General features: G+C 64.3%; 9 protein-coding genes. 4 read left to right on the top strand and 5 right to left on the bottom strand.

The annotated features are described in order from the left end of the window. Positions 1–50: 50 nt before the first annotated feature. A complete protein-coding gene (hglS, locus tag IFT98_RS15315) occupies positions 51–1424 on the top strand; it encodes a 2-oxoadipate dioxygenase/decarboxylase HglS (RefSeq protein ID WP_192050142.1) in 1374 nt (457 codons plus the stop codon). A gap of 9 nt (positions 1425–1433) precedes the next feature. Here the strand turns inward: hglS and IFT98_RS15310 are convergent, their stop codons facing one another. Next, entirely contained in the window at positions 1434–3425 is a 1992-nt protein-coding gene (locus IFT98_RS15310; RefSeq protein ID WP_192050144.1) for a methyl-accepting chemotaxis protein, read from the bottom strand. 221 nt (positions 3426–3646) lie between these two features. On the opposite strand from IFT98_RS15310, the gene IFT98_RS15305 reads away from it, so the two are divergent. Further along, positions 3647–5026: a NorM family multidrug efflux MATE transporter gene (locus tag IFT98_RS15305; protein WP_192050146.1), complete on the top strand. Its 1380-nt coding sequence runs from the start codon at positions 3647–3649 to the stop codon at positions 5024–5026. On the opposite strand, the gene IFT98_RS15300 is transcribed toward IFT98_RS15305, so the two are convergent. Then, a complete protein-coding gene (locus IFT98_RS15300; protein ID WP_192050148.1) occupies positions 5007–6677 on the bottom strand; it encodes a putative bifunctional diguanylate cyclase/phosphodiesterase in 1671 nt (556 codons plus the stop codon). The genes IFT98_RS15305 and IFT98_RS15300 overlap by 20 nt on opposite strands. 214 nt (positions 6678–6891) lie before the next feature. On the opposite strand from IFT98_RS15300, the gene rep reads away from it, so the two are divergent. Both rep and IFT98_RS15290 read left to right on the top strand, forming a co-directional pair. Further along, on the top strand, positions 6892–8901 hold the full coding sequence (rep, locus tag IFT98_RS15295; RefSeq protein ID WP_192050150.1) for a DNA helicase Rep: 2010 nt from the start codon (positions 6892–6894) through the stop codon (positions 8899–8901). A 58-nt stretch (positions 8902–8959) separates the two neighbouring features. Continuing rightward, positions 8960–9532, top strand: a complete 573-nt coding sequence (locus IFT98_RS15290) for a xanthine phosphoribosyltransferase (RefSeq protein WP_122716026.1) — start codon at positions 8960–8962, stop codon at positions 9530–9532. 199 nt (positions 9533–9731) lie between these two features. Here the strand turns inward: IFT98_RS15290 and IFT98_RS15285 are convergent, their stop codons facing one another. From IFT98_RS15285 to alr, 3 genes are all read right to left on the bottom strand, one after another. After that, positions 9732–11663, bottom strand: a complete 1932-nt coding sequence (locus tag IFT98_RS15285; RefSeq protein ID WP_192050152.1) for an acetyl-CoA hydrolase/transferase family protein — start codon at positions 11661–11663, stop codon at positions 9732–9734. 10 nt (positions 11664–11673) lie between these two features. Further along, a complete protein-coding gene (locus IFT98_RS15280) occupies positions 11674–12222 on the bottom strand; it encodes a cupin domain-containing protein (RefSeq protein WP_122479948.1) in 549 nt (182 codons plus the stop codon). Positions 12223–12360: 138 nt separating this feature from the next. Further along, positions 12361–13428, bottom strand: a complete 1068-nt coding sequence (alr, locus tag IFT98_RS15275) for an alanine racemase (protein ID WP_192050154.1) — start codon at positions 13426–13428, stop codon at positions 12361–12363. Positions 13429–13476 lie beyond the last annotated feature (48 nt).

The raw sequence follows: 13476 nt of genomic DNA, 5'->3' as shown, positions 1-13476 counted from the left end.
GCAGGTCATTCCCCGCTTTCATACTGCAGCCCTTTGCGCAGGAGTCAGCCATGCCTTTCGTCAGCCCCGACCAGACCCGTGCCGCGTTTTCCCGCGCCATGTCCGAGATGTACAAGAACGAAGTGCCGTTGTATGGCGACTTGATGAGCCTGGTCGGCGAGGTCAATCGCCAGGGTCTGGAACAACAGCCGGATCTGGCCGCGTCCCTGGCGCGCACCGGCGAGATCGAGCGCCTGGATGCCGAGCGCCATGGCGCCATTCGGGTCGGCACCGCCGCAGAGCTGGCGACCATCGCTCGGCTGTTCGCGGTGATGGGCATGCAACCGGTGGGTTACTACGACCTGACCTCGGCTGGCGTGCCGGTGCACTCCACAGCGTTTCGCGCGGTGCACGAACAGTCTTTGCAAGTGAGCCCGTTTCGCGTGTTCACCTCTCTGCTGCGCCTGGAATTGATCGAAGATGCCGCATTGCGCGAACAGGCCGCGCACCTGCTGGCGCAGCGGCAGATATTCACCTCGCCGTGCCTGGCCCTGATCGAGCGATTCGAGCGCGACGGCGGCCTCGACCAGGCCGACGCCGATGCGTTCGTCGAGCAGGCCCTGGAAACCTTCCGCTGGCACCACGATGCCACGGTGACGGCGGACCAGTATCAACGCCTGCACGACGCCCATCGACTGATCGCCGATGTGGTGGCGTTCAAGGGTCCACACATCAATCACCTGACCCCGCGCACGCTGGACATCGACAAGGTGCAGGCACTGATGCCGATGCGCGGGATCACACCCAAGGCCGTCATCGAAGGGCCACCGCCGCGTCGCCATGCCATCCTGTTGCGGCAGACCAGCTTCAAGGCACTGCAGGAAAAGGTCGCCTTCACCGATCGAACCGCTGTCGCCGAAGGCAGCCACACTGCGCGCTTCGGCGAGATCGAGCAACGCGGCGCGGCGCTGACGCCCAAGGGGCGCGCGCTGTACGATCGCTTGCTGAACGCCTCGCGCAGCGCGCTTGCCGGGTTTCCCAGCGAGACCAACGCCACTGAGTACATGCGTCTGCTGGGCGAGCAATTCAGTGAGTTTCCGGATGATCTGGCGCAGATGCGCGAGCAGGACCTGGCGTTCTTTCGCTATTTTCCCAGCGGCCAGCCCAGTGCGGGCCAGACGACCCTGCAGGGTCTACTGGACAATGGCGCGATTCGCTGCGAGCCCTTGGTCTACGAAGATTTCCTGCCGGTCAGCGCCGCAGGCATCTTCCAGTCCAACCTGGGCGACGATGCCCAGGCCGACTATGGTTTGGGGTCGAGCCAGGAGGTGTTTCATCAGGCCCTGGGCCGGACGGTGCTCGACGAGCTCGCGCTGTACGCCCAGACCCAGCAGCGCTCGCTGGACGACTGCGCCCGCGCACTGGGCCTTGCCGCGCTGAACTGACCTGCGCCGCTAGCGCGCGCTACCCACACGGAAGCGGTTCACTTCCTGGCGCAGCTCTGCGGCCAGGCCTTCGAGCTCGCGGGCGGTCTGGGCCAGATTGGACACCACCTCGCGCTGCTCGCCGTTGGTCATGGCAATGCTCTGCAGGTTGCTGCTGAGCATGGTGGCCGTGCTGCTCTGCTCCTGGGTGGCGGTGCTGATGGCATCGAACTGATGCCCGGCCGAACGGCTCTGCTCGTCGATCTGCGCCAACGCCTGGGCAACCTTGGCGTTGCGCGTCAGGCCTTCGCGCATCAACACGTTGCCTTGGTCCATGGTGCTGATGGCGTTGGCGGTTTCCTTCTGGATGCTGCTGATCATGCCGGAGATTTCATCGGTGGCCTGACGGGTGCGCGAGGCCAGGCTGCGCACTTCGTCGGCGACCACGGCAAAGCCCCGGCCCTGCTCGCCGGCACGGGCCGCTTCGATGGCGGCGTTGAGGGCCAGCAGGTTGGTCTGCTCGGCAATCGAGGTGATCACGCCGACGATGCCGCCGATTTCCTGCGAGCGCTGGCCCAGCGTATTGATGACTCCGGCGGTGCTGTTCAGCGCGCCGGCGATCTGCTCGAGAGAATTGGACGCCTCATCCATGGAGGTTCGACCGATGCGGGTCTGCTGGGCGTTGTCCTGGGCCATGCGCTGGGTGTGGCCCATGTTGTCGGCGATATCCAGGGACGTCGCACTGAATTCCTCGACCGCGCCGGCCATGCTGGAAATCTCCCCGGACTGGTGCTCCATGCCTTCGTAGGCCCCTGCCGACAGACTCGACAACGTTTGCGCGCGGCCGCTGACTTCATGGGCGGCATTGCGGATGTGCACGACCATGTTCGACAGGGCTTCGCCCATGTGGTTGAAGCTGCTGGCCAGCTGGCCTATCTCGTCGTGGCTGGACACCTTCAGGCGTGCATCGAGGTCACCCGCGCCCAGGGCTTCGGCCTGGCGCACCAGTTCACCCAAAGGCCGCAGCTTGCTGCGCAGCAGCCAGATAGCCGCGCCCACGGCGATCAGCATCGCCAGCAGGCTGCCGATCGCCAGTTGCGTACCGACGCTCCAGGTCACGGCATTGATTTCCGCCTTGGGCATGCTCGCCACGACGCTCCAGGGCCCGCCCGGGAATGTCACCGCTTCGGAGAAGATGTCCTGCTTACCGTCGTTCCACAGCCGGCCCTTGCCATCCAGCAGGGCCAGGTCGGCCAATGCCTTGGCGGCGGCGTCTGGGTCATTGACGTTGGCTGGAGCTACCAGCCAGCGATTCTGCTCGTCGAGCAAGGCCAGCGAGCCGGTCTGGCCAATACGGAAGCGCTGCAGGTTGGCGAACTGGGTGTTCTGCGCGTCGGTGTAGTCGAAGCCGACGAACAATACGGCGATCACTTGGCCCGAGCCGTCGCGCACCGGTGTGTACTGGGTCATGTAGGAACGTTCGAACAGCACCGCACGGCCGATGTAATTCTGGCCGTCGAGCAGACGCTGGTAGGCGGGATGGGCATGGTCGAGCGCGGTACCGATCGCGCGGCTGCCATCCTGCTTGGTCAGGGAAGTACTGATGCGCACGAATTCGGCGCCGCTGCGCACGAACACTGTAGCGACACCCGCTGTCAGCTGCTTGAAATCATCGACTTCCTTGAAGTCGTTGTTCAAGGTCTGGCTGCCCAGGCGCAGGCTCGGTGTCTGCTGGTTGGCCACGGTGACCGGGTTGCTGGCGTCCACGCTGAGGCCGCCGGCGAAGCGCTTCTCGAACAGCCCGCTCAGACGCTGGGTGCTGTCGCGCAGGGTGCTGTGGAAGGTGCTGAGCTGGTCGGCCAGCAGCCGCGCCTCGCTGGCCATGTGCTGTTCGCGGATGGCCAGGTTGGCGATGTCCAGCGAACGCAGGGCGAACGCGGTACTGCCGGTGATGACGACCGCCAGGATCACAGCCAGGGCGATGCCCAGTTGCGTGGCGATACGAGCGCGAGGTTGAGACATTGGAAACTCCTGGAAATCGTGTGCTTGGCAGCAGTGTCAGGGATGTCCAGAGCCGTCGAGCACCTGTCATCCTTGATCTTATTGGTACTGCTACATCGGCGATTCGAACGAATACTTGAGCGCCCTGCTGTGGCATGAACGCTACACATCAATTTGCGTTGCGCTGCCACAAGGTCGAGAATCCAGCGTCCCACTCCTGAGCCGACCGAGCCGGATTCATCATGCAGCCCACCGTACGTATCGAACTTCAGGCCCTGCTTCGGCTGGCGGGGCCGCTGATCGCCTCGCAGCTGGCACACATGCTGATGGTCCTGACCGACACCCTGATGATGGCCCGCCTGAGCCCCGAGGCACTGGCCGGCGGCGGCCTGGGGGCGGCCAGCTACTCCTTCGTCTCGATTTTCTGCATTGGCGTGATCGCTGCCGTCGGCACCCTGGTGTCGATCCGCAAGGGTGCCAACGACCAGCAAGGCGTGGCGCGCCTGACCCAGGCCGGGTTGTGGCTGGCATGGGGAATGGCGGCGGTGGCGGCGGTACTGTTGTGGAACCTGGGGCCGGTCCTGGCCATGCTCGGGCAGACTCCGGCCAACGTCGCTTTCGCCACCCAGTTCCTCTTGCTGTTGCCCTTCGCGCTGCCAGGCTTCCTGAGCTTCATGGCGCTGCGCGGCTTCACTGCCGCGCTGGGGCGGGCCACGCCGGTGATGGTCATCAGCATCATTGCCACCGTGGCCAACTATCTGCTCAATCATGCGTTCATCGAGGGCCTGTTCGGCTTGCCCAAACTGGGCCTGGTGGGCATAGGCATGGTCACCGCAATCGTCAGCAACCTGATGGCAATCGCGCTGGCGCTGTACATCCGCTATCACCGTGCCTACACGCCCTACCCGCTGCTCAAGGGCCTGGCCCGACCGAACCTGTCGGCCCTGCGCGAGTTGTGGCGCTTGGGGCTGCCGATCGGTGGCACCTACGCCGTGGAAGTCGGCCTGTTCGCCTTCGCCGCGCTGTGCATCGGCACCATGGGCAGCACGCCCCTGGCGGCGCATCAGATTGCCCTGCAGATCATCTCGGTGGCCTTCATGGTGCCTGCCGGGATGTCCTACGCGGTGACCATGCGCATCGGCCAGCACTACGGCGCCGGGCACTTGCTGGCTGCGCGCCTGGCCGGGCGGGTCGGCATCGGTTTCGGTGCAGTGGTGATGCTCGGCTTCGCCCTGCTGTTCTGGCTCGCGCCGGGCCCTCTGGTCGGCGTCTTTCTGGACCGGGCCGATCCGACCTTCCACGGTGTCATCGAGCTGGCGATCAGCCTGTTGGCGGTGGCGGCCTGGTTCGAGATGTTCGACGGCATCCAGACCATTGCCATGGGCGCCATTCGCGGCCTCAAGGACGCCAAGACCACGTTTCTGGTAGGGCTTTTCTGCTACTGGGCCATCGGTGCGCCAGCGGCCTGGAGCCTGGCGTTCCACTTCCAGCTCGGTGCGGTGGGCGTCTGGTGGGGGTTGGCGCTGGGCCTGCTGTGCTCGGCCTGTACCTTGACCTGGGCGTTCGAGTGGCGCATGCGCCGACTGCGCCGCCTGGCCGGGCCTACGGCGCTGGCGACCTGATGGCCTGGGCCTGGCCGAATCGCAGGAATGCCTGCAGCTGCTCCAATGGCAGGGGCCGGCTGATCAGGTAGCCCTGCACCTGATCGCAGCCGAAATCACGCAGCAACGCCAGCTGCTCGGGAGTTTCGACACCCTCGGCGACGACCTTGAGGTCGAGGTTGTGCGCCAGGTTGATCATGGCGTGGACCAACTTGCTGTTTTCCGGACGCTGTTCCATGCCACTGACGAAGCTCTTGTCGATCTTGAGCAAAGCGATCGGCAGGCTGCTCAGGTGGACGAACGAGGAGAAGCCCGTGCCGAAATCGTCGAGGGAGAAACGCACGCCCAGGCAGCCGAGGGCGTCCATGGTCCGCTTCACCAGGTCGTTGCGACGCATCACGGCGGTTTCGGTGAGTTCGAATTCCAGCCAGCCGGCGTCGATGCCGCGCTCGGCGATCAAGCGCCCCAGGGTGCTGAGCAGCTGGCTGTCCTGGAACTGCCGGAACGACAGGTTGATTGCCATGTGCAATGGTTCGAAGCCACCTTCGCGCAGGGTCTGCATGTCGCGCAAAGCGCGGGCGATCACCCAGTAACCCATCGGTACGATCAGCCCGCTCTGCTCGGCCAGGGGCACGAATTCGCCGGGGGCAAGCACGCCACGCTCGCGGTGGCGCCAGCGCACCAGGGCCTCGAGACCGACGATGGTATTGCCGCTCAGGTCCAGTCGCGGCTGGTAGTGAAGCTCCAGCTCGTCACGCCGCAGGGCGCGGCGCAGCTCGCTTTCCAGGTCCGCCAGGCTGCGCGCATGACGGTTGATGCGTTCGTTGAACAGATGATAGCTGCAGCCCTGGGTGCTCTTGGCCTGCTGCATGGCGATGTGCGCATGCCACATCAGCGGATCGGCGCCCGCACCGGCGCGGGCATGCGCGATGCCCAGGCTGCAGCCGATCAGCAGGCTCTCGCCGTCCACGTAATACGGCTCGGCCATGGCCTCGATGATGTTGGCGGCCAGGCGCTCGGCCCGTGACGGGTCACGCCGGGTGTCGAGCAACAGGGCGAACTCGTCGCTGCCCAGGCGGGCGACCTGATCGCCCGCCTCGAGCTGCTTCTTCAGGCGCGCCACCACCTGCAGGATCAGCCGGTCGCCGGCCTGGTGCCCAAGCGCATCGTTGGCATGGCGGAAGTTGTCCATGTCCAGGTGGCCCAGGGCTACGCCACGGCCCTCCTGCTCGGCCAGGCGTGCGGCCAGCAGCGTCTGGAAACCGGGGCGGTTGGCGATGCCGGTCAGCGGATCCTGCTCGGCCAGGCGCTGCAGGGTGTCCTGCAGCACACCGCGCTCGCGCACATGGCGCAGGCAGCGGCGCAGCGTATCGCTGGTGAGTTCGCCCGCCACCAGCCAATCGCTGACACCCGGCGGCGGTTCGTCCGGCTCCTGGGTCAGCAACAGCACGATCGGCAGCGCGCAACGGCCCGGCGCCGGCAGCAGGGCGGTGGTGGTCAACAGCAAGGTGCCGGGCTGGTTGTCGAAGTGAGAGGCCACAGGATCCCAGGCGGACGCCTCGATCAATGTGGCCACATTGCCAAGGGTCGCCAGGCAATCGCGCAGCGACGTGGCCCAGGTGCGATCCTGGGCCAGCAGCAACAGCCGCGCGGGTTCGACAGGCGTAGACAAACGAGCTCCTTGGGACAGTTTCACAGTCATTCGATAGCGCTTAAAAACGGCCTCGCCAGCAGCTCGGGGCAGACCCAATCCACAGTACGTGTCAACGTGTAACCACATCCTGCTGCAAAGTATGCGAACCGGCAAATTTTAATGGATCTGCGGTCGCGGCACAGTTGAACCAGCGGTGCTAAAATGCGCGGCCATTTCGTCAGTGACTCCCGTCATGTCCCGACTCAACCCCCGGCAGCAAGAAGCCGTGAACTACGTCGGCGGCCCTCTTTTGGTGCTCGCCGGTGCAGGCTCCGGCAAGACCAGCGTGATCACCCGCAAGATCGCCCATCTGATCCAGAACTGCGGCATTCGTGCCCAGTACATCGTCGCCATGACCTTCACCAACAAGGCGGCGCGCGAGATGAAAGAGCGCGTCGGCAGCCTGCTGCGCGGCGGCGAGGGCCGCGGCCTGACCGTGTCGACCTTTCACAACCTGGGCCTCAATGTCATCCGCAAGGAACACGCGCGGCTGGGCTTCAAGCCAGGCTTCTCGATCTTCGACGAAGCCGACGTGAAAGCGCTGATGACCGACATCATGCAGAAGGAGTACTCGGGCGAGGACGGTGTCGACGAGATCAAGAACATGATCGGCGCCTGGAAGAACGACCTGGTCCTGCCGCCCCAGGCGCTGGAGCAGGCGCGCAACCCCAAGGAGCAGACCGCGGCCATCGTCTACAGCCACTACCAGCGTACGCTGCGCGCGTTCAACGCAGTGGACTTCGACGACCTCATCCTGCTGCCGGTCAAGCTGTTTCAGGACCACCCCGACGTTCTCGAAAAATGGCAGAACAAGGTCCGCTACCTGCTGGTGGACGAATACCAGGACACCAATGCCAGCCAGTACCTGCTGGTGAAGCTGCTGATCGGTACGCGCAACCAGTTCACCGTGGTGGGCGACGACGATCAGTCGATCTACGCCTGGCGTGGCGCGCGCCCGGAAAACCTGATGCTGCTCAAGGACGACTACCCGTCGCTCAAGGTGGTCATGCTGGAGCAGAACTATCGCTCCACCAGCCGCATCCTGCGCTGTGCCAACGTGCTCATTTCGAACAACCCCCACGCGTTCGAGAAGCAGTTGTGGAGCGAAATGGGTCACGGCGATGAAATCCGCGTGATCCGCTGCCGCAACGAAGATGCCGAGGCCGAGCGGGTGGCCGTCGAGATTCTCAGCCTGCACCTGCGCACCGACCGGCCCTACAGCGATTTCGCCATCCTCTACCGGGGCAACTACCAGGCCAAGCTCATCGAGCTGAAGTTGCAGCACCACCAGATTCCCTATCGGCTGAGCGGCGGCAACAGCTTCTTCGGGCGCCAGGAAGTGAAGGACCTGATGGCCTACTTCCGCCTCATCGTGAACCCGGACGACGACAACGCCTTCCTCCGGGTGATCAACGTGCCCCGCCGGGAAATCGGTTCGACGACCCTGGAAAAGCTCGGCAACTATGCCACCGAGCGCAAGATCTCGATGTACGCGGCCACCGACGAGATCGGCCTGGGCGAATATCTGGATGCACGCTTCACCGATCGCCTGGGCCGCTTCAAACGCTACATGGACAAGGTCCGCGAGCAGTGCGCCGGCGAAGACCCGATCGGCACGCTGCGCAGCATGATCATGGACATCGACTACGAGCAGTGGCTGCGCACCAACAGCTCCAGCGAGAAGGCCGCCGACTACCGCATGAGCAACGTGTGGTTTCTGGTCGAGGCCTTGAAGAACACCCTGGAGAAGGACGAAGACGGCGCCATGACGGTCGAGGAAGCGATCGGCAAGCTGGTGCTGCGCGACATGCTCGAACGTCAGCAGGAAGAAGAGGACGGCGCCGAGGGCGTACAGATGATGACCCTGCATGCGTCCAAGGGGCTGGAGTTTCCCTACGTGTTCATCATGGGCATGGAAGAGGAAATCCTGCCGCACCGCTCCAGTATCGAGGCCGACACCATCGAGGAAGAACGCCGTCTGGCCTACGTGGGCATTACCCGCGCGCGGCAGACCCTGGCGTTCACCTTTGCCGCCAAGCGCAAGCAGTACGGTGAGATCATCGATTGCGCACCCAGCCGCTTCCTCGACGAGCTGCCGCCCGACGATCTGGCCTGGGAAGGCAACGACGATACGCCCACGGAAGTCAAAGCCGTGCGCGGCAATACAGCATTGGCCGATATCCGCGCCATGCTCAAACGCTGAATTCAACCCTGCCCGGGCCACAGCCGGCCTGCGCACATTGGTACATCGAGGAACCACCGTGGAAGCTCTGCACAAAAAGATTCGCGAAGAAGGCATCGTGCTTTCCGATCAGGTATTGAAGGTCGATGCCTTTCTCAATCACCAGATCGATCCGCTCTTGATGCAGCAGATCGGCGACGAATTCGCCCGCCGCTTCGCCGATGCCGGGATTACCAAGATCGTCACCATCGAGGCCTCGGGTATCGCGCCGGCGGTGATGGCCGGGCTGCGCCTGGGCGTGCCGGTGATCTTCGCGCGCAAGCATCAGTCACTGACGTTGACGGAAAACCTGCTGGTGGCTTCGGTGTATTCGTTCACCAAACAGACCGAAAGCACCGTGGCCATTTCGCCGCGTCATTTGAACAGCAGCGATACCGTGCTGGTGATCGACGATTTCCTGGCCAACGGCAAGGCGTCGCAGGCGTTGATTTCGATCATCAACCAGGCCGGCGCCAAGCTGGCCGGGCTGGGTATCGTCATCGAAAAATCCTTTCAGGGCGGCCGTGCCGAACTCGATGCACAGGGCTATCGCGTCGAGTCCCTGGCGCGCGTGCAGTCGCTGGCCAACGGCGTCGTGACCTTCCTGGAGTGACCTGATACACCGCATCCAGCCCTTCGCGGCCGATGACCGCTCCTACGGCGAGCATCATCGGCCTGCGTAGGAGCGACCCATGACCGCTATGGCTGGCATCATCGGCTTGCGTAGGAGCGACCCATGACCGCTATGGCGAGCATCATTGGCCTGCGTAGGAGCGGTCATCGGCCGCGAAGGGAGCCACGCGGTGTAGCGCCTAGAACGCCGGGGTTTCGGTCTCCTGCAGGGCGGCCAGTACCAGGCGCTGGTAAAGCTCTTCGCGCAAGCCCTGCGGCTGGTCCAGCGCCATGCGCTGCAGGTGCAGGGGGTAGCGGTTGGCCTGGGGTGCTTCGAGCGCCGCCTTGCCCAGTTCGAGCATTTCGCTGAGCTTGAACTTGCTCTTGAGCCAATTCAGCGCCCGCAGCAGGTCCTTTTCCTCTTCGGTAAAGTCACACCCCAGCGGATACTCCGGAAACAGCGGAGCATGCCGCTTGCGAATCGCCTGCAGACGCTCGCTGGTGTTGTTCGCGAAGCGCGGATCGAGCACGAAATCCCTGCTCAACTTGCCGGCACGCTGGGCTTCGTCGATCAGGCTGGCCTGAAAGCGCGAATCGCTGATGTTGATCATCGCCTCGATCACCTCGGCGTCGGTACGCCCACGCAAGTCGGCAATGCCGTACTCGGTCACGACCATGTCGCGCAGGTGCCGTGGAATCGTGCAATGGCCGTAGTCCCACAGCACGTTGGAACTGATCACGCCTGCCGACTCGCGCCAGCTGCGCAGGATCAGCACCGAACGTGCGCCTTCCAGGGCATGCCCCTGAACGACGAAATTGTATTGCCCGCCGACCCCACTGATGACCCGACCGTCTTCGAGCTGGTCCGACACCGCCGCGCCCATGACCGTGGCCGTGAACACGGTGTTGATGAAGCGCGCGTCGCGCCGCTGCAGGCGCTTGAGCTGCTCGTCGCCGTACAACTCGTTGATGTAGCTGATCGCGGTCATGTCGAACTGTGCAAGGCTGGCCGGGGGCAGCTCGCGCAGGCGCTCGTAGAAACTGTTCGGCCCGAGGAAGAAACCGCCGTGCACCACCACCCCGTCCCGGTCCTCGTCGGCGTGCAGCACGCCGGCGTTGGCCGCCGCCTGGCGGGCTACGTCGGGATACACCTTGCGGCGTATCACGCCTGCTTCGGCCAGGGCCAGCAGGCCGTTGACGAACATCTCGCTGCAGCCGTACAGGCCGGTAGCAAAAGGCTCCACTCCACCTTCGGCCTGGATCAACGCCTGCCAGGGCGACAGATCGAGTTCAGCGAGCAGCGCCCGGTAGCCGCCGTTGTCCCCCTGACGCGCGAGCAAGGCGGCGCTCAGCGCATCGCCCATTGCACCGATGCCGATCTGCAGGGTGCCGCCGTCGCGCACCAGCGTGCTGGCGTGCAGACCGATGAAATGATCCTGCAGGCCGACCGGCATGTTCGGCGTCGAGAACAGCGTCGAGCGCTCCGCGGTATCGACCAGCAGGTCGAAGGCCTCGCTGTCGATTTCGGCACTGCCCGGCATGAACGGCAGTGCCTCGTGGACCTGGCCCAGCACCAGGATGGTCTCGCCGGCAGCGCGACGCTTTTCGATCATCGGCAGCAGGTCCAGGGTGATGTCCGGATTGCAGCTCAGGCTCAGGCGACCAGCCTGCTCGGGGTGCTGGCTGACCAGTTGCGCTACCAGATTCAGCCCCTTGGCATTGATGTCGCGAGCGGCATGGCTGTAGTTGCTGCTGATGTAGCTTTGCTGCGCCGTCGTGCTGCTCAACAAACTGCCCGGTTGCATGAAGAATTGCTGCACGCTGACGTTTGCGGGCAGCTCGTCACGGCGCAGGTCGGCGAGAAACTCGAACTCGGGATAATCACCGAAAACGCGCTCCACGAAGGGTTCGAGCAAGCGCTTCTGCAAGCCGTCGCCCAAGGGTGGCCGGCCCAGCACCAGTGCGGTGTAGATCGTCAGGCGTCGCTGGGGAAGGTTCTTGATCCGGGCATACAGCGCGTTGACGAAGCGGTTGGGTTTGCCCAGGCCCAACGGCATGCCCATGTGAATATGGCGGGGGAGTCGCTCCAGGACCTGGTCCACGGCCGCCTCGATTGAACATCGGTGGACCATGGCTGGCTCCTTAGAAATTCGCCGGTGTGGCGGCACTGATCAAACGGGCAGGCGTATCGAACGGATTGCGGAAGCGATGCGGCTTGCTGCTTTCGAAGTAGTAGCTGTCGCCCTCTTCCAGCACGTAGGTGTCCTGGCCAACCACCAGTTCCAGGCGCCCTTCCACCAAAATGCCGGTCTCCTCGCCCTCATGCATGAGCATTTCCATGCCCGTGTCGGCACCCGGCGGATAGACCTCGCTGAGGAAGGCGATGGCCCGGCTCGGATGGGCCTTGCCCACCAGCTTCATGGTAACCGCGCCGTCGGAGATATCGATCAGCTCGCTGGCCTTGTAGACCACCTGGGTCGGCCGCTCGGCCTGCAGCTCTTCGGAAAAGAACTCGACCATGGACATCGGAATCCCGCCCAGCACCTTGCGCAGCGAGCTGATCGAGGGACTCACGCTGTTCTTCTCGATCATGGAAATGGTGCTGTTGGTGACGCCCGCCCGTTTGGCGAGTTCACGCTGGGACAAACCCTTGAGTTTGCGAATGGCTTGCAGTCGTTCGCCGACGTCCAATGCGTAAGCCTCCTGGAATGCTGTGCAGTTCATGATGGCCGGTATCATGGCAACAGCGTTCGGGATTTACAACACATTGGCAGGCGCCGCTGCGGCACATGGGCGCAACGCGCCCTGGCCGTGGCGCCAGAGGTTGCCTTAGAGGTACTGCAGAGGCACCCGGCGCAGGTTGCAGAAGATCTGGTAGGCGATGGTCCCGGCAGCGTGGGCCACGTCGCTGGCCAGCACCTGCTTGCCCCACAGTTCGACCGTGCTGCCGACGCCGGCATGGGGCACATCGGTCAGGTCGACATTGAGCATGTCCATCGACACCCGCCCTGCCAGCCCGGTGCATACGCCGTCGACCAGCACCGGCGTACCGTTGGGTGCCAGGCGCGGGTAGCCATCGGCATAACCCATGGCCACCACGCCGATTCGGCTCGGCCGCTGGGTGACGAAGCGCGCACCGTAGCCCACGGCCTCCCCGGCAGGCAGCTCACGAACACTGATGACCTTGGATTGCAGGGTCATCACCGGCTGCAGAGCGGCGCTGGCAGGCGTGGCGGTTTCGAACGGTGTGGCACCGTAGAGCATGATGCCCGGACGCACCCAGTCGCTGGGGATCTGCGGCCAGCCAAGCACAGCCGGAGAGTTACGCAGGCTGATTTCGGCGGACAGGCCTTGGCGCGCCGTGTCGAACACCGCCAGTTGCTCGGTACTGCTGGGGCTGTCCAGTTCATCGGCGCGGGCGAAATGGCTCATCAGCACGATCTTGGCCACCTTGCCGCTGGCCAGCAACCGCTGATAGGCGCTCTGGTAATCCTTGGGGTGCAGGCCCACGCGGTGCATGCCCGAGTCGAGCTTGAGCCAGACCTGCAACGGCTGGCTCAAACGCGCCTGCTCGATGGCTTCGAGCTGCCACAGCGAGTGCACCACGCACCACAGCCCATGCTCGGTGATGAGGGGCAGTTCGCTGGCTTCGAAAAACCCTTCGAGCAGCAACACCGGCGCCTCGATACCGGCCGCGCGCAGCTGCAGGGCTTCCTCGATGCAGGCCACGGCGAATCCGTCCGCTTCGCCCTCCAGCGCTTGCGCGCAGCGCACTGCACCGTGACCGTAGGCGTCCGCCTTGACCACTGCCAGCGCCTTGGCCCCGCTCATTTCACGCGCCAGGCGATAGTTGTGGCGCAGGGCCGAAAGGTCGATCAAGGCGCGAGCTGGACGCATGGCGGGCTTCTTGTGCAAAGGTTGACGAAGTCGCCCGGTTTCGTATCG

Origin of the sequence: Pseudomonas sp. CFBP 8770, assembly GCF_014841705.1 — a bacterium.
Taxonomy (GTDB): domain Bacteria; phylum Pseudomonadota; class Gammaproteobacteria; order Pseudomonadales; family Pseudomonadaceae; genus Aquipseudomonas.
The sequence above is the reverse complement of the archived record's forward strand: the minus strand, read 5'-3'. Positions and strand labels throughout refer to the sequence as shown.

Excerpts from the sequence above, each read along its gene's own strand:
- hglS (WP_192050142.1), top strand. The coding sequence starts at position 51 with ATGCCTTTCGTCAGCCCCGACCAGACCCGTGCCGCGTTTTCCCGCGCC.
- IFT98_RS15310 (WP_192050144.1), bottom strand. The coding sequence starts at position 3,425 with ATGTCTCAACCTCGCGCTCGTATCGCCACGCAACTGGGCATCGCCCTG.
- IFT98_RS15305 (WP_192050146.1), top strand. The coding sequence starts at position 3,647 with ATGCAGCCCACCGTACGTATCGAACTTCAGGCCCTGCTTCGGCTGGCG.
- rep (WP_192050150.1), top strand. The coding sequence starts at position 6,892 with ATGTCCCGACTCAACCCCCGGCAGCAAGAAGCCGTGAACTACGTCGGC.
- IFT98_RS15285 (WP_192050152.1), bottom strand. The coding sequence starts at position 11,663 with ATGGTCCACCGATGTTCAATCGAGGCGGCCGTGGACCAGGTCCTGGAG.
- alr (WP_192050154.1), bottom strand. The coding sequence starts at position 13,428 with ATGCGTCCAGCTCGCGCCTTGATCGACCTTTCGGCCCTGCGCCACAAC.